The sequence below is a fragment of the Bradyrhizobium sp. 155 genome, from assembly GCF_023101105.1.
Classification (GTDB): Bacteria; Pseudomonadota; Alphaproteobacteria; order Rhizobiales; family Xanthobacteraceae; genus Bradyrhizobium; species Bradyrhizobium canariense_D.
Genome location: NZ_CP064704.1, coordinates 7,320,118 through 7,341,815 on the forward strand (window position 1 = coordinate 7,320,118; position 21,698 = coordinate 7,341,815).

The 21,698-nt window shown below is 62.1% G+C and carries 18 protein-coding genes; 6 read left to right on the forward strand and 12 right to left on the reverse strand.

The window, feature by feature from the left end:
- Positions 1-10 precede the first annotated feature (10 nt).
- The 6 genes from IVA93_RS34820 to greA all read left to right on the forward strand — a co-directional run bounded on the left by IVA93_RS34820 (position 11) and on the right by greA (position 8,512).
- On the forward strand, positions 11-922 hold the full coding sequence (locus tag IVA93_RS34820) for a DnaJ C-terminal domain-containing protein (protein WP_247542459.1): 912 nt from the start codon (positions 11-13) through the stop codon (positions 920-922).
- Positions 923-930: 8 nt separating this feature from the next.
- A complete protein-coding gene (locus IVA93_RS34825; protein ID WP_247400798.1) occupies positions 931-1,293 on the forward strand; it encodes a chaperone modulator CbpM in 363 nt (120 codons plus the stop codon).
- Positions 1,294-1,567: 274 nt separating this feature from the next.
- Positions 1,568-2,977 carry a Do family serine endopeptidase gene (locus IVA93_RS34830; RefSeq protein ID WP_247400796.1) on the forward strand — a complete coding sequence of 470 codons (1,410 nt, stop codon included), beginning with the start codon at positions 1,568-1,570 and terminating at the stop codon, positions 2,975-2,977.
- A gap of 1,293 nt (positions 2,978-4,270) precedes the next feature.
- Positions 4,271-5,404 carry a glycosyltransferase family 4 protein gene (locus tag IVA93_RS34835; RefSeq protein ID WP_247400795.1) on the forward strand — a complete coding sequence of 378 codons (1,134 nt, stop codon included), beginning with the start codon at positions 4,271-4,273 and terminating at the stop codon, positions 5,402-5,404.
- Between the two features lie 436 nt (positions 5,405-5,840).
- Positions 5,841-7,478, forward strand: coding sequence for a chaperonin GroEL (gene groL / locus IVA93_RS34840; RefSeq protein WP_247789540.1), 1,638 nt, complete (start codon positions 5,841-5,843; stop codon positions 7,476-7,478).
- A gap of 533 nt (positions 7,479-8,011) precedes the next feature.
- Positions 8,012-8,512, forward strand: a complete 501-nt coding sequence (gene greA, locus IVA93_RS34845; protein ID WP_247542461.1) for a transcription elongation factor GreA — start codon at positions 8,012-8,014, stop codon at positions 8,510-8,512.
- 424 nt (positions 8,513-8,936) lie between these two features.
- On the opposite strand, the gene IVA93_RS34850 is transcribed toward greA, so the two are convergent.
- The 12 genes from IVA93_RS34850 to relB form a co-directional block, all read right to left on the reverse strand.
- Positions 8,937-9,359, reverse strand: a complete 423-nt coding sequence (locus tag IVA93_RS34850; protein WP_247400789.1) for a hypothetical protein — start codon at positions 9,357-9,359, stop codon at positions 8,937-8,939.
- A gap of 481 nt (positions 9,360-9,840) precedes the next feature.
- The gene (locus tag IVA93_RS34860) at positions 9,841-10,350 is read right to left on the reverse strand and encodes a cupin domain-containing protein (RefSeq protein ID WP_247542462.1); all 510 of its coding nucleotides are present in this window, start codon (positions 10,348-10,350) and stop codon (positions 9,841-9,843) included.
- 988 nt (positions 10,351-11,338) lie between these two features.
- Positions 11,339-11,566 (reverse strand): hypothetical protein, encoded by a 228-nt coding sequence (locus IVA93_RS34865; protein ID WP_247789542.1) that lies wholly within the window; start codon positions 11,564-11,566, stop codon positions 11,339-11,341.
- A 118-nt stretch (positions 11,567-11,684) separates the two neighbouring features.
- Positions 11,685-12,371 carry a hypothetical protein gene (locus IVA93_RS34870; RefSeq protein ID WP_247542917.1) on the reverse strand — a complete coding sequence of 229 codons (687 nt, stop codon included), beginning with the start codon at positions 12,369-12,371 and terminating at the stop codon, positions 11,685-11,687.
- A gap of 543 nt (positions 12,372-12,914) precedes the next feature.
- Entirely contained in the window at positions 12,915-13,208 is a 294-nt protein-coding gene (locus IVA93_RS34875) for a hypothetical protein (RefSeq protein WP_247789544.1), read from the reverse strand.
- Positions 13,209-13,555: 347 nt separating this feature from the next.
- Complete coding sequence (locus IVA93_RS34880; protein WP_247456582.1) at positions 13,556-14,080, reverse strand: hypothetical protein; 525 nt, start codon at positions 14,078-14,080, stop codon at positions 13,556-13,558.
- Positions 14,077-16,245, reverse strand: coding sequence for a hypothetical protein (locus IVA93_RS34885; protein ID WP_247456583.1), 2,169 nt, complete (start codon positions 16,243-16,245; stop codon positions 14,077-14,079). Before IVA93_RS34885 ends, IVA93_RS34880 begins: the two co-directional genes overlap by 4 nt.
- A complete protein-coding gene (locus tag IVA93_RS34890; RefSeq protein ID WP_247456584.1) occupies positions 16,242-17,747 on the reverse strand; it encodes a site-specific integrase in 1,506 nt (501 codons plus the stop codon). The genes IVA93_RS34885 and IVA93_RS34890 overlap by 4 nt, the downstream gene beginning before the upstream one ends.
- 4 nt (positions 17,748-17,751) lie before the next feature.
- Entirely contained in the window at positions 17,752-18,987 is a 1,236-nt protein-coding gene (locus tag IVA93_RS34895; protein ID WP_247456585.1) for a tyrosine-type recombinase/integrase, read from the reverse strand.
- A 967-nt stretch (positions 18,988-19,954) separates the two neighbouring features.
- Positions 19,955-20,221, reverse strand: coding sequence for a hypothetical protein (locus IVA93_RS34900; RefSeq protein ID WP_247456586.1), 267 nt, complete (start codon positions 20,219-20,221; stop codon positions 19,955-19,957).
- Between the two features lie 157 nt (positions 20,222-20,378).
- Positions 20,379-20,906 carry a hypothetical protein gene (locus IVA93_RS34905; protein WP_247456587.1) on the reverse strand — a complete coding sequence of 176 codons (528 nt, stop codon included), beginning with the start codon at positions 20,904-20,906 and terminating at the stop codon, positions 20,379-20,381.
- A gap of 286 nt (positions 20,907-21,192) precedes the next feature.
- Positions 21,193-21,456, reverse strand: coding sequence for a type II toxin-antitoxin system RelB family anti-toxin (gene relB, locus IVA93_RS34910; protein ID WP_247456588.1), 264 nt, complete (start codon positions 21,454-21,456; stop codon positions 21,193-21,195).
- Positions 21,457-21,698: the final 242 nt, after the last annotated feature.

Here is a 21,698-nt window from a genome sequence, read left to right on the forward strand (position 1 = left end):
GGAGAAGGCGTTGGCCACCGACCCCTACGAAACACTGGGCCTGAAGAAGGGCGCCTCGCAGGAGGAGGTCCAAAAGGCCTACCGCCGGCTGGCCAAAAAGCTGCACCCCGACCTCAATCCGAGCAACAAGCGGGCAGAGGAACAATTCAAGGAGGTTTCGGCCGCCTACGACCTGCTCAGCGATCCCGACAAGCGAACGCGTTTCGACCGAGGAGAAGTCGATGCCTCGGGAGCCGAGCGACCGCGGTACCGTTCCTATCGGGACTTTGCCGAAGGTGCCGGAGCCTCGGCCTATAGCAGCGACGCCGGCTTTTCCGATCTTGACGACGAAGGAGATTTGTTTGGCGAACTGTTCCGCCGGCGCGGACGATCCGGAGCCGCCGGCGCGACTTTCCGGATGAGAGGAGAGGACGTCTATTATCGCATGGAAGTCGACTTCCTTGATGCGGTGAACGGCGCAAGGCGCCAGATCACGCTCCCGGATGGCTCTGCCCTCGAAGTCACCATTCCGCCCGGGAGTCGCGACGGTCAAATACTGAGGCTTCGCGACAAGGGACGGCCGGGTCTGGGTGGCGGGCCCGCCGGGGATGCCCTGATTGAAATAGAAGTGCGCGAACACCCGCTGTTCACGCGCAAGGGCGACGACATCCATGTCGAACTGGCAATCCCGCTCAAGAAGGCTGTGCTCGGCGGCAAGATCGAGGTGCCGACACCGACAGGCACGGTCACCATGACCGTGCCGAAATGGTCCAACACCGGAACGGTCCTGCGGCTCAAGCAAAAAGGCGTTCGGCGCTCCAACGGCACGCGAGGAGATCAATACGTCACCTTAAACATCAAGTTGCCCGAAAAGCCCGACCCGGAACTCGAGAGATTGATATCGAGCTGGCGCGCGGGGGCACCATGCAGCGTGAACCAATGAGGCCTCGCATGGAGATCAATGAATTTCTCGTTCACGCGCGGCTCGACCGCGAGCACCTCCAGAGCTGGGTCGAGGCCGGCTGGCTTGCCCCCAGCAGCGAAGGTGAGGAATGGCTGTTTGCCGAGATCGACGTCGCCCGTGCCCAGCTGATCCGAGACCTGAAGAGCGACATGGGCGTCAACGACGAAGGCATTGCGATCATCCTGGACCTATTGGATCAGCTGTATGGCGTGCGCGGAACGTTGCGCGATATCGCGTCGGCCATTGCCGCACAGGATGAGCCGGTACGTCGACGTGTCCTGGCGCAAATCCGGGGTGCCCCGCTCAAGGCGTGGTCCCGGGAAAGCATGGACAGCGAACGCCGCGTTTAGCCGAATTCCCGGGCGGCCTATGCGGCGATAGGCTCGGTGCCGTCCGGCCGCAACCGCAACCCGGGCCAGCTCGCCCGCACATCGCCGACCCTGGAAAGAGGCCTTGCGACTGCGGACGTACGGCGTCGCGACAGAGCCTTTTCTCCCGGAACGCCGGCTCAGATAGCAACCCTGCACTCGAAGCAACGTTACTGCCCGCAAACCGCCCGACCCCTGAGGCGCCCAGCGCAACCGGGAAGGCGGGCTCGTTTGCCTCGACGGAAAGGACTGTCTTATGGCCGGCAATCTTAAAGCGCGACTGTTCTGCACCTTGTTCGCGAGTACTTTTGGTGCCGCAATCTGCTCGACGACGCTGCCGGCTCACGCACAGCAGGCGGCAGTTCCGACCGACTTTACCGCCGTTGTGAAACAGAAAGCCCCCGCGGTGGTCGCGATTCTCACGAAACAGATGATCGAAGACGAAGCGCGCCAGGCTCCGGACGACCTGCCCCTTGGCGAGCTATTTCGGCGGCGGTTCGGCGAACCTCGCGCACGCGAGCGGACGGCGCTAGGTTCGGGTTTCATCGTCAGCCCCGAGGGGCACATCGTCACGAACAATCATGTCGTGGATAACGCCAGCGAGATCCACGTCCGCTTCGCGGACAAAACCGACGTGGCGGCGAAGCTGGTCGGTCGTGATCCATCGACGGATATCGCGGTGCTCAAGATCGAGCCGCGGCCCAACATGGCTGTAGCGGCGTGGGGTGATTCCGACAAGATGGAGCCTGGGGCGTGGACGATCGCGATCGGCAGCCCCTTCGGACTCGGTGGCACGGTGACCGTCGGGGTCCTCTCGGCGCGGGCACGCGACATTCAAGCTGGGCCCTACGACGATTTCCTGCAGACGGACGCGTCAATCAATCAGGGTAATTCCGGAGGTCCGTTGTTCAACGCCGCAGGCGAGGTCATCGGCGTCAACACGGCGATCCTATCGCCACTCGGCGTCAACGTAGGCATCGGATTTGCCGTGCCGTCGCGGACCGCGCAGACGGTCGCGGATCAGATTATCCGCACCGGAAAAGTCGAACGCGGCTACCTCGGCGTCCGACTGCAGGAATTGACAGCCGGAATCGCACAGGCGTTGGGCCGTTCCGATACGACGGGCGCCCTCGTTGCATCCGTGGAGCCGGGTAGCCCCGCGGAGAAGGCCGGGATCAAAATCGGGGACGTCGTCACCCGCGCTGATGGTCAAACCATCGCCGGACCGCGCGACCTGTCGCGCGCCGTCGCGCGGACCAAGCCGGGATCGCCGTTGAATCTAACGGTGGTCCGAAACGGCAACACGGAGGAACTCACGGTCGCGGTCGGCCGGGCCCAAGAGGACCGACGGAGCGGAACGAGCGATTTGCAGGACTCGGATAAGACGAGCAAGCGACTTGGATTAAGTCTCGTGCCGATCCCGGAGCCGGCGCGGAAGCAACTGGGCGCGGATACGACAGGTTTGATGGTCGGCGATGTGGAGCCCGGTAGTCCGGCTGCCGAAAGCGGGATCCGTCCGGGGGACGTCATTACCAGCGCCAACAACCGCGAGGTCCATCAGCCGTCCGATGTGGCCGAGGCGTGGACGAACGCACGGCGGGAGAACAGGCCGGTGCTCCTGCGCGTCAAGCGCGATGGCCAGTCCCTTTTTATCGCGGTCTCTTGAAGCAGGAGTAGCATTCTCTGTTGCGGAGAGCGGAACGCCGCGCCGGGCACCCCCGCTCCTCCAGCACCGGCTCGCGCCACGCCTGACGTCGTAAGAAACTTCGTGCTCGTAGCTCCTTGAGCAGCCGCGCTGGCCGCAAGGACTGCGACTAGCGCGACTTACAACCACAGCAACCGTTAGCCATTCTTCCCCTCGGCGGCCGGTATGCTTTGCTTCCGTTCGGAATTCAGTCGAGATGCTTGAGGCGTCGCCGGAGATTTCCTAAATTGTTTGTTGCCAATGCCTCGGCAGGATTGGCGCGATCACCAGGCAAGAAGCTTGGATCCACGTTGCTTTTAGGAGGATGTGGTTATGAAAACTACGTGTCATCTCTCAACCGGCGCTTCGTCAGAGCGCATGATTGGCCGCACTCTGCGGCGCTCAGCCCGGCGCATCGCTGCACAATCCAGGATTCGCAGCGTCGGGCCACTTTCCGCGATGGCTGAAGCTGGCGCGCGAGCGTGGCGCCCCTTGGTTTCAGCTTTACTAGCGCTGGCACTGCTGCTGAGCGCGACAGAATTGGCCGGTGCAGAGCAAAAGCGTTCGAAGCGGCCGGACGGTGCGAACGCAGTCGTTCAGACCTCATCGCCCGAACGAACGATGCATGGCCGGCTTACCAGAACCAAGCGTAACATCAGTATGGACACGTTCCGGGCGGAGGAGATTGTCCCCGATATCTGCAGGGGCTGCTCCTCGTGAAAATGGGGGATCGCGATTAAATTGGGCGACGTGCGCGCGGCGCGATATCCATCGGCCGCGCGCACCCTCGACCAAGCGCCGGCCGCAACTTAAGCAGCCTTACAAGGACGGCAGACGCATCGTCCCACAAACGATGGATGCCGAGTTGTCATGGAAATCGATCTGGCGCGCTTGGGCGCACGTGGCCGGCCCAGACATCTCTCAAGCGACCGCCTTCAAACAACCTTTCCAGCCCTTGCGAAATCCTGGGCTGCAATCCCATTTTCTTGCTGCAAGCAGCTACCCAGCGCTAAGCAATGAATTCCAATCGGTGCAAGCGAGAGCTACGATGACCATCTTGCAAGACGACCCGGTCGATACCGCGCTACTGGAGTCCTTCCCTGCCAGCGACCCGCCGAGTTTTGTCGCCCGCGGAGTCATGATCGGCAATCCTCCACGAGGCGACGCAGCGCAGGAGGGACCGGTCCGAACCAAGCACCGGGAAAGCCCCGCCGGTCAGAACAAAATCAGCCGCCCGCCGCGCGACCGCACTCGTTGCACACACGGAGGATGGAAATGAAGATTGCGCAGATTGCACCACTGTTTGAAAGCGTACCACCCCGGCTCTACGGCGGTACGGAGCGGGTTGTCCATTACCTCACTGAGGAACTCGTTAAGCAAGGACACCAGGTCACTCTGTTCGCGAGCGGAGATTCTATCACCTCCGCCGAGCTGGTCTCGTGCACGCCGCGGGCGTTGCGGCTCGACGCTGATGTCCGCGATTCAGTCCCTCACCAAATGCTGCAGCTCGACAAAGTTCGCGAGCGCGCCGACGATTTCGACGTCCTCCACTTCCATACCGACTATCTGCACTTCCCCTTATTCCGAGCAGAAGCCGGCCGCACGTTGACCACCCTGCACGGCCGCCAGGACCTAGCCGACCACCTGCCGTTCTACGCGCACTTCGCGAAGATGCCGCTCGTGTCCATTTCAGATGCGCAACGCGCGCCACTCCCCCGCGCAAACTTCGTGGCGACGGTCTATCATGGCCTGCCGCTTGACCTTCACACGCCGACTTTCGCTCCCCGAGGTTGCTATCTGGCATTTCTCGGCCGGATTTCTCCGGAGAAAGGACCCGACCGCGCGATCGCCATTGCGCGCGCGGCGGGGATACCGCTCAAGATCGCAGCGAAAGTCGACAAGGCCGACGAAGCCTATTTCCGGGAAGTCGTCGCGCCGATGCTGAATGGACCGGGAGTGGAATTTATCGGTGAGATTAACGAGAGCGAGAAGACTGAATTCCTCGGCCAGGCCGCTGCGCTGCTCTTTCCTATCGACTGGCCTGAGCCGTTCGGGCTGGTCCTGATCGAAGCGATGGCCTGCGGCACCCCGGTACTCGCCTTCCAACGCGGCTCGGTTCCGGAGATCGTCGAAGATCGGCGTACGGGGCGGGTTGTCTCGACCATGGAGGAGGCTGTGCAGGCGATCCCGGACGTACTGGCCCTGGACCGACGAAGCGTCCGCGCCCGGTTTGAGGAGCGCTTTTCCGCTTCGCGGATGGCGACCGATTATCTGAGGCTCTACCAGAAGATGGCCCGCCGGCGTCCAGGCCCGGAAGGCGAGTTCTCGGCGCTCGCCGCGCGCTCGCTCTCGATCGCCAAGCCTGTCGGGCGTGTGACGGCGCCCCGACCGCAGTCCGAGGCGAATTGAGGATCGTCCATTCACCGGGCGCCACCTGCCCCAGGTCTGCAGTCGCTCATTTTGCCGCACGTTCGAAGCGCAACGAAAGAACAGCGCACGTCCGTTGCATGCAAACCGGTCGGCCCCGCGCCGCCAAGGTGCGGCGGGCGTCCGCGCGGTGACGCGTGAAGCCAAAGCGCTCGTGACGCCGTCGACCATCTCAGGGCTTTAGGCCTACCGGAGATTTTGCTGGGCATCACGGGAGATTTTGCTGGGCATCATATGTGATCGATGCCGATGTCTCAGCGCTTCCCAGACCTCGGACAGTAGCCGGCACTTGAAACTGGCAACTACTATCCTAGTTCGTTTGAGGCGAGATGACCAGGCGCTGCTTCCTTCGGCAAGTCCTGTCCGGAAGACGGCGCACAGGCGTGCCGTACGGCTCAGAATTCTTCGGGAGGACGATATGAGCGCGAAGGAAGTCCGATTCTCATCCGACGCCCGCGAAAAGATGCTCCGAGGCGTTGATGTTCTTGCCAACGCGGTCAAGGTGACACTGGGACCAAAGGGCCGAAATGTCGTGCTCGAAAAGAGTTTCGGGGCGCCCCGCATCACTAAGGACGGGGTCACGGTGGCAAAGGAAATCGAGCTTGAAGACAAGTTCGAGAACATGGGCGCGCAGATGGTCCGCGAGGTCGCATCGAAGACATCCGACCAAGCCGGCGACGGCACCACGACAGCAACAGTGCTGGCGCAGGCAGTCGTGCGGGAAGGCGCCAAAGCCGTCGCGGCGGGCATGAACCCGATGGATCTCAAGCGTGGGATTGATCTGGCAGTTGATAGGATCGTTGAGGAACTGCAGAAGAATGCGAAGAAGCTGACCTCAAACGATGAAATCGCACAGGTCGCGACGATCTCGGCCAACGGAGACCGGGAGATTGGACAGTTTCTTGCAGATGCCATGAAGAAGGTGGGCAACGACGGTGTCATCACGGTGGAGGAGGCCAAATCGCTCGAGACCGAGCTTGAGGTCGTCGAAGGCATGCAGTTCGACCGCGGCTATATCTCCCCTTATTTCGTGACCAATACGGAGAAGATGCGGGTCGAGTTGGACGATCCCTATATCCTTGTCCACGAGAAGAAGCTCTCAACCCTACAACCCATGCTGCCACTGCTCGAGGCGGTGGTCCAAAGCGGAAAGCCGCTGCTGATCATAGCGGAAGACGTGGAGGGCGAAGCTCTTGCTACCCTTGTTGTCAACAAGCTGCGCGCCGGATTAAGGATCGCAGCTGTCAAAGCACCAGGCTTCGGCGATCGCCGCAAGGCCATGTTGCAGGACATTGCCATTCTGACCGGTGGCAATTTCATCAGCGAGGATCTTGGCACCAAGCTCGAAAAAGTCCAACTCAACATGCTCGGGCGCGCCAAGAAGGTGACGATCGACAAGGACAATACCACGATCGTCAGCGGCTCAGGTAAGCAGTCAGAAATCGAGGCGCGCGTCAGACAGATCAGAACGGAGATCGAGGACACTACCTCGGACTATGATCGCGAAAAGCTACAGGAGCGGTTGGCCAAGCTTGCCGGCGGGGTAGCCGTGATACGTGTTGGAGGCGCGACCGAAGTCGAGGTGAAGGAACGCAAGGACCGCGTTGACGACGCCATGCATGCAACGCGTGCCGCGGTCGAGGAAGGGATCCTTCCAGGCGGCGGAGTGGCGCTGCTCCGCGCCGCAGCCGCGCTGGAGAAGCTCAAGGCGGCAAATGACGATCAGCGGCATGGGATCGAGATCGTCAAACGAGCAGTCGCTTGGCCGGCGCGGCAAATTGCAGAAAATGCGGGCGAAGAGGCTTCACTCATCATCGGACAGGTCCTCGAGAACAAGGATTATGCTTGGGGCTTCGACGCCCAGACAGGGGAATACGGCAATCTGTTTGCGAAAGGCATCATCGATCCGACCAAGGTCGTTCGATCCGCATTGCAGGATGCAGCTTCGATCGCGGCCCTGTTGATCACGACGGAAGCCATGGTGGCGGAGGCGCCGAAGAAATCAAACGAAGCTGGCCAAAACGCTCCTGCTGGCGCAGCAGAAATGGCTCCTTAAACGAGCCGCACGGCCAGTGCAGGGCTGTTGCAGCCTTGGCCGCGACGCAACGGTGATGAGTATGGTTGCGGAAACGATATTAATGGTTGTCCTTGCCAACCTTCTCGGCACGGCCGCGTCGATGCCGTTCTTGGCCGGATATGACCTATTCTTGCAATCGTACCGAACGTTCCGGGGCCATCCCGCAGACCCGGTGTCCTTTGCGGCACGCAGTAGCTCGGCGTCAGCCGCGCATGCCGTGAAGTATGCCCAGGTGGTCGGCTGCAGGGCCTGCTCGCGCGTACACTCCTTGGATCCTTGCATTCGCAACCCAGATTGATGATGCGCGCTCGACCCAGTCGCAGCTGACTTGGCCCGCCCCGAAGGCACGAAGGCCGAAAAGGCCGTGCCGCTCCCGACCACCTGCTATGGAATGGGTCCGTTCTGAAGGATAGGAACGGATGGCTGGCCGGCCGATTGTTCCGCGGCTGCGATTAACCGAGACGGTGCCGCCAACGCCCAGCTTCGGATGCGGCCGGCTCAGGCATTACGTCATGAATGATGACCTCGACAAGCCGGTTCAGAAACTGCCAATGACAAGAGATGGCTATACGGTCCTTCGACAAGAACTGGGTCACCTTGTTCAGGTGGAGCGTCCCCGCATTGCCGAACGCATCCGGGAGGCGATCGCGGACGATGCGAATCTGGCGGAGAATGCAGAGTATCAGGCCGCTAAATCAGAGCAGGACGTCAACGAGGCCCGCATTGCGGAAGTACAGAACAAGCTCGCTCGGGCTGAAGTGATCGACGTTTCAGAACTCTCGGGCGATACGGTCAGGTTTGGTGCCATCGTGACGGTCGTGGACGAGGACACCGGGGATGAACGGCGGTGGCAGATCGTCGGTGAGCCCGAGGCCGACGCCGCACGGGGTAAGATCTCCATGTTTTCGCCGCTTGCTCGCGCGCTTATCGGAAAGACGAAAGATACAACCGTGGAGGTTCTGACGCCTCGCGCGGCGAAGGCCTACAGGATCACCAGCGTGGAATGGCGCTGAGCTGAGTGCCGACGCTCGTTCGGCCGGGCGGCCTGATGCCCCAAGGCCAGCTTGGTCGCTGGAGGGCAACGTGCAACGTGGTCCGGCAGTCGCCACCGATCGCGGTCACCACTTCAACAAACCGCCTCAGGATCGCAGGGGACCTAGGCGAGAGCATCACCACCGCAGGCTTGGACCTCGAGCGAACGCCGCTCGGGGGCGTTATCGAGCTCGGACCCACAGCGATGATCGAGCTGACCGGCCTCCGAACGCCGTGTGTCCTGATCGACCGCGGCAGGTGCTCTCGTCGGCGGAAATCGGCGCTCCATTCTAATGTGGGGTGCTGCGAGGGGTGGGGGCCGGCGGCGCGGTCGCGGCCGGCGACATTGCGCAAATCCGGCTCCCGTCGTCTTGATTTCGCGCGTTGCCACCTCTGTAGGACATCTCAACACGCGTTGGCCCTTGCTCGTTCGCGCGCCTCACGACGACGTTCGCGGCGTTCGCGCCGCCGCTTGGCGCGGTCAGCGGGCTGCCGCAGCGGAGGAACCTGCGTCGGAGCGACTGTCGCAGCCGTAGCATCCTCGACCAAGGGCGCCCGGATCGGCTCGGGCGCAGCGGTTCGGGCCTCCATGAACTCGAGCACTGCCCGTCCCTTGGACGTGATCCTCCAGCCACCGCTGATGCGTTCGACCAGCCCTTGGGAAAAGATGTGGAGATCCGGGACTCGGGCGGCGAGGCGCCTGGTCCGGTCCGCCCATTCGCGACCACTGGTCGCCAAGATGGCCATGTCGCGCTTGAGGTCCTCCATGACGGCGAAACCATCTGGATAGCTCACCAGGATCTTGAGGACCGTCACCTGGAAGTTCATGCCCGCCCCGCGCGATCAGCGCCACATCGTGGGCGCGTCGGAGAGAGCTTCGCGTCCGATTTGCTTGAGTTGGTCCCGAGATGTGTTGCCCCTGGTCACAGCTTCCGGAATTGTCGAGGCCACATGGGTGCGGGTGCTGGTCCCGGCCCGGGAAACGCTTTCGCAGACCTCGTCCAGCACCGCGCGCAAAAGCGCGGACATAGCAGGATCGAACATGGGAGACCCCATAAGAATCAACGCATGACGTGGAAATCAAGAGTGCTGCAAAATGTAGCGAATTCTACCTCCTCGCGAAGGCTTGGCAATGGGGAGAGTGCGTCTCGCAGCACTCTCATGCTGATTGACGCTCAGGCATCCCCGAAATTGCCGCGCGGCAGCGCCCACCCTTTCGACCACTACGACAGCGGTGAGCGCGCCTTCGCCCTTGTGCTATGGCGACCCCGTCGGCCAGCTGAGTCGATGGCTCGCGCCGCACTCATCCTCAGGATTGCATCACCGGAACCAGCCCGTAGCGCAACATTGTTTCCTTCATTTTGGCCGGATCAGGCGTGCCGGCCGATAGCAGGGCCGCCATGTCCTTGAAGTATTGTGGGCCGAGTACGCCGGGGCTGAGGATGCACAGGCAGGTCGCCGGTCGAGGCGAACGGTTGATAAAGCCGTGCACCACGCCCCGCTTGATGAAGAGGCTTTCGCCCGGCGCCACGTCGATGTCCTTTGCGTCCATCCGCCAGGTCGAGATGCCGCTGAGTCCATAGATCGTCTCGTCCCAGCGATCGTGATAATGCGGAATTGGCATGCGCGCGTTCGGCTGTAGCGTCATCTCAAACAGATCGAGGCGGCCAGCGGTTTCATCCTTGGTCTGTAGGAACGTCAGCTGCAGCGCGCCAAGATTAATGATCTCAGGCATGGCGAACTCATCCAGTCGTGTGGCGCGCAATATTAGCGCACGACGAAAGGAAGCCAAGACGGAGGAGTCCAAATTGCCGAGCATGCAGCAGGCGCCCCTTGCTGTGCACTGCCGAAACGCGCGCTGCACCCGCTCTGATTTTCCCGGCGGCGCCCGCAAAGCCTCGAAATCACCTGAAATTTGAGTCCTTGTCCGCCCCGCAAAGTGGTACACAGCGGTGGTCACAAAATCCGACCGGGCTTTTCAGAAATCCTTGTTTTACGGCAGTTTTCGCGGGTTCGCGACATCGGGGAAGAGAGTCCCACTCTCTCCGCCGCTCAAAAATTGGAAAAGTAGCCCCCGCGCAGCCGAACAGCGGTGCCCCAGAGCCCGTCTGTTGCGCGCACATGGCACCTGCGCCTCGCGACAACCAACAAAGCGCGCTGGCTTCCATCAGAACGGTAGACCTTGGGTCCCGGCCGGCCTACGACCGCGCGCAGCGATCCCGCGCTCGACTATCCTCTTAGCAGCACGCGAGATGCGTATCCTGATGTTCTAGTTAGTGATCCTGCTCGACCAAGTAGAAGGGCGACGAATTACGCAACCGGACCATCTCCGGGTCTCGGCTGATCAGCTTACAAGCAAGATCCGCGGCCGGAAGGGCAAGCAGCTGGCCGAATCGCGGACGAACGGCCAATCCACGAACTGCTGAGCTTGACGAGCATGGACGAGCTTGGCTCGCTCGATGATCGTCGGATCGCACCGAAGCCTCCGCACGATCAGCCGGTGCATAAAGAGCTTAGCGACGTCGCCAACGACGCCCCTATTGATGGTCCCTTCTGTTCATACTCCCAAGGCGCCATCCAAGCAGGACCCAAGCATACAACAGCCGACGTCAGAATCGAAGCAAACCACCAGCTTTAGACACATGCTGCAATGGCCGACGGAGTCCATATTAAGGAGTGCGCTTGTTCAGAGCCAGCCCAGCATGCGGCATGTTATCGGGGCCAAGGCTGGGGACATCTAATTCCGATAGGCGCCTAAGTACCACCGGGTTCGTCTCTGTCATCAACGTACGGCTGTGATTCATACATCAGACCCGCTCGCTTACGCGGCGATCAGCCTCGGCAATGGCCGCATCGACATCTTTGATCATGAACCGGACGCCCGGCGTCATATGGATCGTGATGGGCTCGCCAGTGCGCGTATAAGCTCCGCCTGGGAAGACCTCGTAGGTATTCCCATACACGCCGAGCCCGTGACCAGCTTCCTGGATCTTTACTGACGTGTCCCAGCAGGAATACGTCCGCGGCTTACCCAATGTATCTCTCCTCTAGAGACTAGACGAACATCTTCACCGCCATCACGTTCGCGAGCATCCATGACGGCGTGTTTCACTCAATGACCCAGCTCGCGAGTGCGTAGGCCGGACCGCCGGGCTATGCTGCCGACGGCCGATCTGCCTGAGCCGTTCGGTCGGCATAGCTCATCCAACAACTTTCGTGGGGCGCCCGGAAATCGACGCTAGTCCGCAGGTTCTCAATCGACGTTACAACGTCGGCGAAATAGCTGGTTTCTAAATCGTGACCGACTATCACGCACCGGGAGGCGAACGTCATATCGTCTTTTCGCCAGCACCAAGGCGTTTCCGGGCCGGATAGGGGCGACAGGACGTGGTCGTTTCCCGGAACACGCATGTACGAACCGACCTGAGCGCCCAAGAGGCTTACCAACGCAAGTCTGTGTGGCGCGACCGTCACTTCCTCTATCAGACCCTGCTCCGGATCGATCACGATCGCTCGCACCGTGGCGGGCGGCTTAGGAGGCACATCGACGGCCGTCCAACGGACCATCGTGACCACGTCGGCGAGGCGAACGTGTGCCGGACCGCGCTCCCCCGGTCCGATGCGCGGGCCCACGATCAGACCAGATCCGGCGATCGGCCGAGATCCTCCGATGGTGAACGCCTCCGCGCGCGCTTGGATTCCGGCAAACAGGACGTCACCCTTCGGAAATTTCACGGCCACCCGCGGCTTCTCGCCGAAAAGGTCGCTCAGCCGAGCTCCCGGACTGATGTCGATTCTCACGACCGACTTCATATGAGGATCGATTAAGATCGCTTTCATGCTGTCGAACTCCCGGCGTTCGTCTCGTTTAGGCTCTGCCCGGCTTCTCGGTTCAATGCTTGGGGGGAGCGGCTTTCTCCGCCCACTTATTCGGAGGCGCCGTGCGGCGATACGTTAGGATGGCCGGATGAGAAGCTGCGCGCAAACCGCAGTGGGAAGCTAAGCTCTCTAGATGCGCGAATCGGGGTTTGTCCCCAGAGGAATTTGGGATGACTTTCGCAAAGGAGGCGGCCTGCTTTCGAGCCGAGACCTGCGGCGATGGCATACGCCAGCTCCACGTACTTCGCTTTCGACCTCAATCCATGGCGAGAGGGTAGCGCCCGCCGGAATGAGCGTGAAGGGCCGTAGCGCTAAGCACATCAAGGGCCGCCTGCGGCTTGCCTCGTACCCGGCACCAGCCCCAGGAGCCGCAGCGCGCTCGAGTTTGGCGCCGAAAAGCCTTGGGGGCGACTGCGCTGGCGGTTGTTTTCGGGCCGCAGAAGCCAATACCGAATCCGGATCCGGGCGAGCAGCATGCAACAGCTCGTCCTGTCGACGCACACATTAGAGCAATGTCGGGCCTGTATAGCGGATGATCACGATGCCCTTGCCGCCTCGCCGGTGCCGGTCGAGCAGCTGCCGCGGTTGCGAGCCGGCGCCGCCGGTGTTGTCGGTGTCGACTGGCCGTTGCCGGCGGTCGCGCCGCCGGTGCCGCCCGAGCAGCCGGCCACGCCGGAGCCGCCTCCGACGCCGCCGGGGGTCGAAGGTACGCCGCCGTTCGATGAGGCGGCTCGCGCTGGTGCCGGCGAGCGAATCGTCCCGCGCGAGCAGGCGGGGCGAGATCTTTAGGTCGGTCACGTGTCGACGGCGAGGCCGATGGCGAGGCCGATCAGGATGACGTTCACCGTCTGCCCGAGCCGGCCGCTCAGCTCCTCGGGGCTGTCAACTGTGCCACTCCACCAGTTTGCGGGGGCAACCGTAACTTTACAAAATGAAAGGTTACAGAATTCCGCGAGGCAGTTTCGAGAGGCTAGAAAAATCGAGCTCTCCGGCTTTTCATTACAAAATCGGTGAGCACTATGGACCTAGTGCTCACTGCTATCTCTCACCGCTGATTTGTAAGGTATTCCAATAGCCGTCCGCACCACGCAAAAGGCCGGAAGCCTGCAGGCTTCCGGCCTTTTGCGTGGTGCTTTGCCCTAGGGTTAGGCTTGAGCGCGCCCCTCGGCGCCGGCATGCCGCGCCAGCTGACTGTCCTTCTTCTGCTGCCTGCGCTTCAGGTCCTCGTCCTTGATGTCGCTGCGGCGGCGCGCGTCCGGCAGCGGCTCGTTGAGCTGGTGCTCCCGGATTCCGTTGTCTTCGGCGTTGAAGAGCCAGGTCACGAACTTTTCGTTCAGAGCGTCGTTGGCGGCGCGCAGCATCCGGTTCTCTTCCTGCAGCTCCGTAAGCCGCTCGGCGAGAGGCTTCCGCTTCGCCGACGGAAGGCCGTCGCGGAGCCGCTTCTTTACTCCGAGGTAGGCGCCGTGGATGTCCGGGTTGGCCTCGAGCGCCTGCCGGCTGAACCGACGCGGCTTGAGCAGCGCCGCGACCCGCACGACCACCGCGCTCCAGGTGATCTTCGGCTTCGGCCAGTTCTCCAGATCACTCGTGATGAGCTTGACGTCATCGTCCGTCAGCCGCTTGCTGGAGCGGAAATGCCGTCGCGCCCGCCCGCCCGTCGCGCCGCTCATGTTGCGGCCTCCGCCTCGGCGATCAGCGCCGGCAGGTCCAACTGGACGTAGCTCCCGTCCGGGATGGACGGATCGTCGTGCACGGCTATGGTCGCCTCGAGGGCGGCGATCTCCCGCGCCAGATGCCGCGCATGATTGCCGGCTCCCCTCTGCCCCTCCTCGGCCTCCGCGTCTGCGCGCGCCAGCAGGATGCGGTTCTCCCGCAGGTTGCGGGCGATGCTCTCGCGATGCTGCGCATCGCCCTTGCGGATCAACTGCTTCTCGCAGGCCGCGCACGCGCCGTGCCGCACGCAAGGACTAGACAACCAGTCGCGCGCGCACATTCCGTATTCGGTGACGTGGGCGGTCGCCAGCACCGCCTCCAGGAAGGTGTCGCGGTCTCTCGGTCCCTTGAAAGAGCGCGCGATCTCCGCTATCGGGCCAATCCCGAATCCCTCCCCGATGGCCTCGCGCGCTTCCCGCCCGAGTTGATCCGGGGTCCGGTAATCGTAGGCCGGCAGCCAGCGGTCCGATGATTGACCGAGCCAGTTCCGCACCTCGGCCGCCGATATTTCACCGTCCAGGGCCAGCGTGGCGAGCCACCGGCGGAACATGTGACTCGTGACGTGGATCGGCTTTCCATCGTCCTCCTTGAAATCGTGGCGCTCGAAGACGCTCTGAGACTCGTGACCGGTGAGGAAAAACCGCAATTGGTCCGAGTCCATCAAACAGACCACGGGAAGCAAGGATCGCCGCTTCCTGAAAAAGAACCACTTCGGAAACACGAACAGGCACTCCGAGAGTTTCCACGGGAACCCCGGTGAGACGTTCTTGTTCATCGACAGCAACAGCGCCTCCAGATCGCTGCGCGCGATGGTGGCCGGCCGCACGGGGATCTGTTTCATTCTCAGCCACCTAGGCAGATCCCGCACAGGAATGACGGGCCTAAGCAGTCCGATCTCGAACCGGCGGCTGGTCCGATCCCCCGACAATAGCTGGCGGGCACTGGCGACCAGCGCCTTCTCGATCGCCCTGGCGCTCCGTGTCGTCGACAGCCCCGCCTCGAACTCGTCTCGAACAACGTGCGCGGGATCCACGGGAATCCGGTAGGTGCGCAACCAGTGGCGGGCTTCCTTGCCCGTGCATTGCAGGACATCCGCGACGTCTTGCAAGCTCAGACGCTCTTGTGCGCGAAAGCGCTCGGGCAGCCAAGCCCGGCCGGGATGCTCTTCCATATAGGCGGCGATTTTGCGTGCCTCGACCGTGTGCTCCCGCAGATCCTTCAAAGCGCGGCGAACCAGCGGAACGGCATTGGATGGGATCCACTTGATGTCGGAGGACAAGCCCGGGCTCTTCTCGGGTCTATACCGGAGTCCGTAGCGGACCGGCATGGTCCCGCTCTCGAGGTCGGCCACCGTGAGCGGCCTGCCATCGACCGAAGTGACAATTTCGCAGTGCTCCGGCAGGGAAAACAATTCCCCGATGCGCCACGGGGCGCAATGCAGCAACTCGATGGCTCGCATCATGCATGTGTCCGACGCGTCCGTGACCGTCCGCGCGATCTCGGGCAGGGCTGCCAGCGCAGCCTTGCTCGGCAGCTTCGCCGGATCGATCTTCACGTCGAGCCGACGGCGATCGTAGTTGGGGGCCTTCGTCGTCGGTTTGTATTTGAAAATGGCTTCGCTCAACCGGTACTTCCGGACCACCTCGGAAATCGTGAAGAGATTCTGAGCGATGGTGAAGCGCGATTTCGGGGGAGCGGCGGCTTCCGCCTGCCGGAAGTCCCTGGCCGTCAACAGGGCCGGATCGTGACCGCGACGTTCGAGCTGAGCGTAAAGGTACCGACCCGCTCTCAGTAGAGGCGTGTAGGACTTTCCCTTCTTGTGCTTGGCGACCTCGGCCAGCCGGATGATCGACTTGAGGAAGGTGGCGAAAGGCTCCCGCAGGCGCTCCCGCTGCCCTACGTTCTTTGGCGCGTCGCCCTCGGGATCGACCTTGAACCACAGCTGACACATCCTCCGGTCGGCGGCGTCCTCCTGTATCCGCCAGACATCGTCGTCAAATCTAAGGTCCGCGCCGAAGGCGATGCTGTTGCGCGCGGCCCTTTCGAGAAGCGCCAGATTGGCGCGGCACTCGGCCCGCATAAGATGCGGGTTCAGCGCGATGGTCGATTTGCTTCGCTTCATGGCGCCTGGGTCCCCAATCCCTTTGCAATCTGGATGGTCTCGACGACTTCGCTTATGGCCTGGATCGAGCGGTCCTGAAGCCCGACGATACGCGGGTGCATCCCGGCCGAACGCCGGCGGTCCCGGTCTTCCTTCAAGCTGGCGAGAAGACGCTCGTGCGGCGCGTCGATCCACGGCTCGAATTCGCGGCAGCTATAGCAGGCGAGCGGAGCCGCCCGACGGCAGGCGCCATCGCTGCCGCAGTTGCCGAGATCTTCTCCCCGCTCGCGTTCCTTGTCGAAGAAGGGAATCCGCGATGACGGCGGCCTGCCGCGCGCGGCTTCGCTCGACTTATCGGCAAGCTTCTTCCCCAAAAACGCCTCGGCGACCACCTGCATCGCACCGCCCACGCCCGTATCGAGGCTTCCGGCCAGACGATAATCCTCGAACTCGTAATGATCCACCGTCTTCGTTGTCAGATGGTCGAGTGCGTCGGCCACGACCCGCTTCGGCTTGCCATCGGCGATCAGGTTCGTGGCGAACGTGCTCCGCAAGCGACGGGCATTGAGCCGAAGCTCTTCGCCAAGGCGCGACGTCGCGCCCAGCCGGTCGGCGGCGTTCTGCAGGAGCCTGGAGAACTCGCGCGGGGTCAGATGAAGCAGGTACTCGCGCATGGCCGGCTGCAGGTCCGTTCGAGGGCGCGAGCGCATGAAGATCGGTATCGCGACCCCCTCGGGCCGCTGCTGCCCGCAGGCCTCGTTCGCCGTCGCCCGGTTGAGTTCGATCAGACGCTCGAGGTGCTTCGCCCACGAGCGCTCGATCTGACGCGGTCGGAACGCAGCGCGCTCTTTCGCAAGTCGCTTCTTGTGGCGTGGCACCTGCAGCAGATGATAGCTCGTTCCCCCGGAGGTCCGTACGCTGTAGTCCCCTACCTGGAGCAGGGAAAGCGGACCGGAGTTCGGCCCAAGGCCCATGGAGAGCAGCACCGCGACCCGCTCTGTCAGAGGCAGCTCCTCATCGGATGCATCCAGCGTCTTGTTCAGGAGCTCGTCTCGTTCGCCATCGGTGAGCGGCCCTTTTTCGAGTCCCTTCTTTCGCGCCGGCCTGTTGTCCGAATTTTTCCGGATCGTGATAGCCTCCAGCACGCCTGCGACGTCCGGATCGAAGCCTGGTAACTCCAGGATCGCCGCCCATCTGTACCATGCTCGGTATCGGGTCAGCTGCGGAACACTGACCCTAGGGTCCGAACGGAGTTCTTCGAACGCCCGCATCGTGACGGTGCCGTCGAAGGCTCCATCGAAGCACGGGCACCTGACAAGCAACTGGTACATGCGGAACAGACCGTCGAGACTAGGGGGAGCCCAGAGTGGAATGCGGTACTGCGCATAGGTGCGCGCAGCATTCCGCACCGGTTCGGGAAGGCGGGCCAGCTTGTGCCAATCGAGGACGATGGGCGCGCCGGCTGTGTTCAGCCGCCAGATGGGGCCGGAGCAATGGACGTCGCGTCCCGCCACGTCCTTCACAGTCTCAGGATTCATTTCGGAGTGCCTCCCAACGGCTCATCCATTGTTGCTGCATTTCGACAATCGCTTGATGCGCTTCGCGCTGCGTGGAGCCTCGCGCATAGCGCGCGGTTTGGGGGCTACCGCGAACCCACCCCATCAGAAACTCCCGCAACTCGGTCTCCCGCGGTCCGAGGCTTTCGCCGCGCATTTCGGTGAACATGTCGTTCCAGGTTCGCCGGAGAGCATGCGGCGAAAGGTTCACCGGCAGGCCCGCCGTACGCATGCGCAGCGTGTCGAATATCTTCTGCACGCTCGACAGCGACAAAGGAGATCCTCGCGAGCTGACGAAGATGAAGGGGTTGGATCTCAACCGCCGCATCGCGTCCTTGTGGCCTTTGTTGCTGGGGATTTGGCGACGATGCAGGTTGATGTACTCCCACAACACTCCGTGCAGGATCGGGGTGATGGGTACCGCTCTGGGCATGGTCTTCAGACCTGGTGGCCTCGCCCGCGTCTCGTCGGGGTCGTCTGGCCTATACACCAGCTTGAGCGTGGGCTGATCCCCGGCGGCGGACAGGTCCTCGACCTGCAGCCCCATAGCTTCCGACCGTCGCAGCCCGTTCTCCCAATACGTCGCAATCAGCGCGAAGTTTCGGAACTGATGTCGCTCGGCAAACGGATTTGTACCCGAACCCGGACGGATTGCTTCGAGCAGGATAGGCCACTGTTCCGGCGAAAGCGCGGCTTGATCTCCGGCCGTGGCCGGACCAGCCCCGTCGGAAATGATCAGCACGGCCTTTGCGAGCTCTTTTTCGATCCTGATCGACTGATGCGGCGCGACTCTGAGCTCGGTCTTCACGCGGTCCACAAGCCATCCGAGATAGTCGGCCGCACGCAGGCGTCTGCGATGCCATTCTTGACCTGCGACTATTTCCCTTCCCTTGGCCGCACGCTTCGAATGCTCCGGGTTTCGTCTCGCCTCGATCATCCGCGAGCGACTTCCGACCGTCCTGATGTAATGTCGCAGCGCAGACGTTTCCGCATAGTCCAGGACATGACCGTCGGCCAAGCGTGCACGAAGATCGATGCCGTAGGCCCGCAGGAAGTTGTGCACCATGGCAATCGTGCGCGCCTTGCTGTCGAGCGTGTTGACGGCGAGCTCGCGCTCGTTTGCCAGATACAGAGCCGGATCGCACAGGGGAATGCCGCGTTTGTCGAGCACGAGCGGAAATCGCTCACCGCTGTCGAAACGCGCCATTCGGGTATGGAATTCCGCGACTATTTCCCGCATGCGGCTCCCGGTGGATTGAACGGCGCCCTGAGTGCGCACTTGATCGATAGGTGGTACGAAGCGAATCGCACAACCCAGGTAAATATGATGTTCCAATCGATCATTCGGATCGCCGTCACGTCGGCAATCTGCCCGAATGGCTAATAACTAGTCTGTCCGGAGGAGCCCGCGGGTGACGAAGCCGCGGCTGCCAGTCCACCTGAATTCTTCGCGATGAGGCTTCATCTTCGTTGATGCGAATGGTTTATGAACAGTTGTCGCCACTACGGCCCGACGGAACCGCCTTCCCAACCGCTTCCACGGCCGCGTGCACCAGCTCCGAGGCTCGCCCTCGCCGACTTTCGTAACTCGGACTTCAAGAACGAAGTTTGGTTCGAAGCTTCACATTTTCCCGCGTGCGGTGACCGGGCATCAACGGTCCGGGCCCCTTTGCATTGGTCAAGTCGCGCGTCCTGCCGATCATGAAATCGCGGCCCTCATGCGCTTGTCCGTATATCCGGAGATCGACCCTCTTCAGCAGCTCCCGACAGTCGCTCATGGAGGCCGCGGAAATGATGTCGTGCTCCGTGCCGTTCCGAATGGCGTGACCAACGCGAACGTGATGGGTGACCCATCACCTTCCGTTGATGTATCCGGTATCGTATGCGCGATGAATTCGTGCCACGCGCGAGCCGTGTAACGATGTCGACCGGGCGGAGGCGCTGCTCATAGGAATGCTTCCTTATCTTTCTGAGTTGTTCATAACGTCGCCGGCCCGGTTCATCGCGAAGGCTCGGTTGCCGAACAACTCGAAATTCAACCAAAATGTCGCACCTACAAGGAGGCATTCCGCTCTTTTTTCGCGCATGCCTAACGAACGTCTCGTCGGAACGGCATATGATGGCTGTGTCCCCTCTCCGGCGCCGCGAAGGGAGAGGACCGGTAGAGGCGGCCCTTACGAATTTTCGAGATCCGCCCGAACGATCTCGTCGCAAGCGCGCAGCAGCAGAGCCCAGACGCTTTGACGACGGTTGTGGTTCCTCACCATGCATTCCGTCGTCCGAAGCGGCGTGCCTGCCAAAGGATTCGCGTTCTCCGTGGCTTCGACTTGATAATCCGAAATTTGGTGAAGGTTCGACAGGTTCGAGATCCGGATCGATGCGATCTTCCGGCTCATAGGTTCGAAGCCCCCGGGTACCACTTCGATGGTTACCAAAAGCATGCGACAGCCCCTATTGCCCGAGTTGCCGATCCATGTCTCTCGCTACCGGACACATCGCTGCGCCTCGTGCCTCCATTGGACACTCTGGAATTGAGGGTGCCGCTATGCATGTCTCTCTCCAAGGCCCGAGCGCGGCTTCTTGATTCCGCGAAGTCCGCTACCGAGCAAATACGATCGTTCTCGGTCCCAGCGGATCGCGGCTGATGTTGATCCCGACCAGATCTTGGCACGCCAGGGCACAGACCGCCGCCAAAGTGTCGCACGTCGGGCGAGCGCGCTCTTCCACCTCGAGGACTGACTGAGGACCGCCGTCTTCCAGGGCGAGAGCTATTCTCAGCCTGTCAGTGATCGGCACATGATAGCGCGCGAACGACCACGCGAGGCGCACGTTCGAGAATAGCGGCTCCTGCCGGATGTCCGTCGCGTCGCGTTCGAGCAGGCGAAGCCCATGGCGCTTGAGAACGAACTCGAGTCTGGCCGCCTGCTCTGCGCTGCGCTCGGGTCGGATCTCGTGCACCTCAAGAAGGAAGCTGCCGTCCCAGCGGTCCAGGACCACGCCGGCCAGCGAGACTTGCGGACATTCGATCTCGGGACCAACTTGCTGATGGATCGCCCGCACGGAGCGGTCGAGAGCGGCCTGCTGCAGCGCATGGAGCAGGAGCGGATCGCGCACCGCGATGGCCATTTCGCATTTGGGATGGATAAAGAACGCACGGGCAGCCCTGTGACGGAATTGATGGGGGCGCATGTCTCTCTCCTGAATACATTTCGGAGACGTGAAACTTCTCGATGGTTCATCGGTCCTTTGGACGCGCTCGTATAGCGCTGGGCGTCACGCCGGCTTCGAGCCCGAAAGATGTTGACTCGTGCACTCAATTTAGCTGTACGCTATAGCGGACAGAACATGAGTCAATGCTCCGCAGGGGCATCATTAGATGTACATCGTTCGATGCCAACCAAACTGTTCGGCTCTATTCCTCGGTCTCGGACCTCGACTGCGGATTGAGCAGCTGGTGCGCTTCGACCCGCAACACCCGCGCGATCCGCACGATTGTGTCGAGAGTCGCGTTCGTCTCGCCGCGTTCGATGTCGCTGACGAGCGCCCGACGAGTTCCGGCTCGATCGGCGAGATGGGCCTGGGACAGCCGCAGAGAGAGCCTCAGCTCGCGGACGTTGCGGCCGAGCGCAGCTCTGACGCGCCCCTGTACTTTTTCAAAGGATTCGAATCTTGCCAAGGCCCCTCCGCCAATCCTTCACGACCGGCTCATTCGGGCGGCGGAAGGCGTAGCGGGAAACTATTTGCCACGTCTGGGCGGCAGCGGCTACCGCGCTGTGTCGGGATCCAAGGACTCGCCGTCGGCCTGCGAAGAAGAGCGGCTGGATTGCTCCGCGCCGAGGTGGACAGCCAACCTTATGGACGCGGTGGCTCGACCCCGCTCGGGCCTCAAGAGCTTGCCTTTGTCCCCGAATCCTTGAA

Coding starts and splice junctions, on each gene's coding strand:
- IVA93_RS34860 (WP_247542462.1), bottom strand. CDS start 10,350: ATGCTCGGCAATTTGGACTCCTCCGTCTTGGCTTCCTTTCGTCGTGCG.
- IVA93_RS34880 (WP_247456582.1), bottom strand. CDS start 14,080: ATGAGCGGCGCGACGGGCGGGCGGGCGCGACGGCATTTCCGCTCCAGC.
- greA (WP_247542461.1), top strand. CDS start 8,012: ATGAATGATGACCTCGACAAGCCGGTTCAGAAACTGCCAATGACAAGA.
- IVA93_RS34830 (WP_247400796.1), top strand. CDS start 1,568: ATGGCCGGCAATCTTAAAGCGCGACTGTTCTGCACCTTGTTCGCGAGT.
- IVA93_RS34870 (WP_247542917.1), bottom strand. CDS start 12,371: ATGAAAGCGATCTTAATCGATCCTCATATGAAGTCGGTCGTGAGAATC.
- IVA93_RS34850 (WP_247400789.1), bottom strand. CDS start 9,359: ATGAACTTCCAGGTGACGGTCCTCAAGATCCTGGTGAGCTATCCAGAT.
- IVA93_RS34900 (WP_247456586.1), bottom strand. CDS start 20,221: ATGCTTTTGGTAACCATCGAAGTGGTACCCGGGGGCTTCGAACCTATG.
- IVA93_RS34905 (WP_247456587.1), bottom strand. CDS start 20,906: ATGGCCATCGCGGTGCGCGATCCGCTCCTGCTCCATGCGCTGCAGCAG.
- IVA93_RS34835 (WP_247400795.1), top strand. CDS start 4,271: ATGAAGATTGCGCAGATTGCACCACTGTTTGAAAGCGTACCACCCCGG.
- IVA93_RS34825 (WP_247400798.1), top strand. CDS start 931: ATGGAGATCAATGAATTTCTCGTTCACGCGCGGCTCGACCGCGAGCAC.
- IVA93_RS34895 (WP_247456585.1), bottom strand. CDS start 18,987: ATGGCGCGTTTCGACAGCGGTGAGCGATTTCCGCTCGTGCTCGACAAA.
- groL (WP_247789540.1), top strand. CDS start 5,841: ATGAGCGCGAAGGAAGTCCGATTCTCATCCGACGCCCGCGAAAAGATG.
- IVA93_RS34885 (WP_247456583.1), bottom strand. CDS start 16,245: ATGAAGCGAAGCAAATCGACCATCGCGCTGAACCCGCATCTTATGCGG.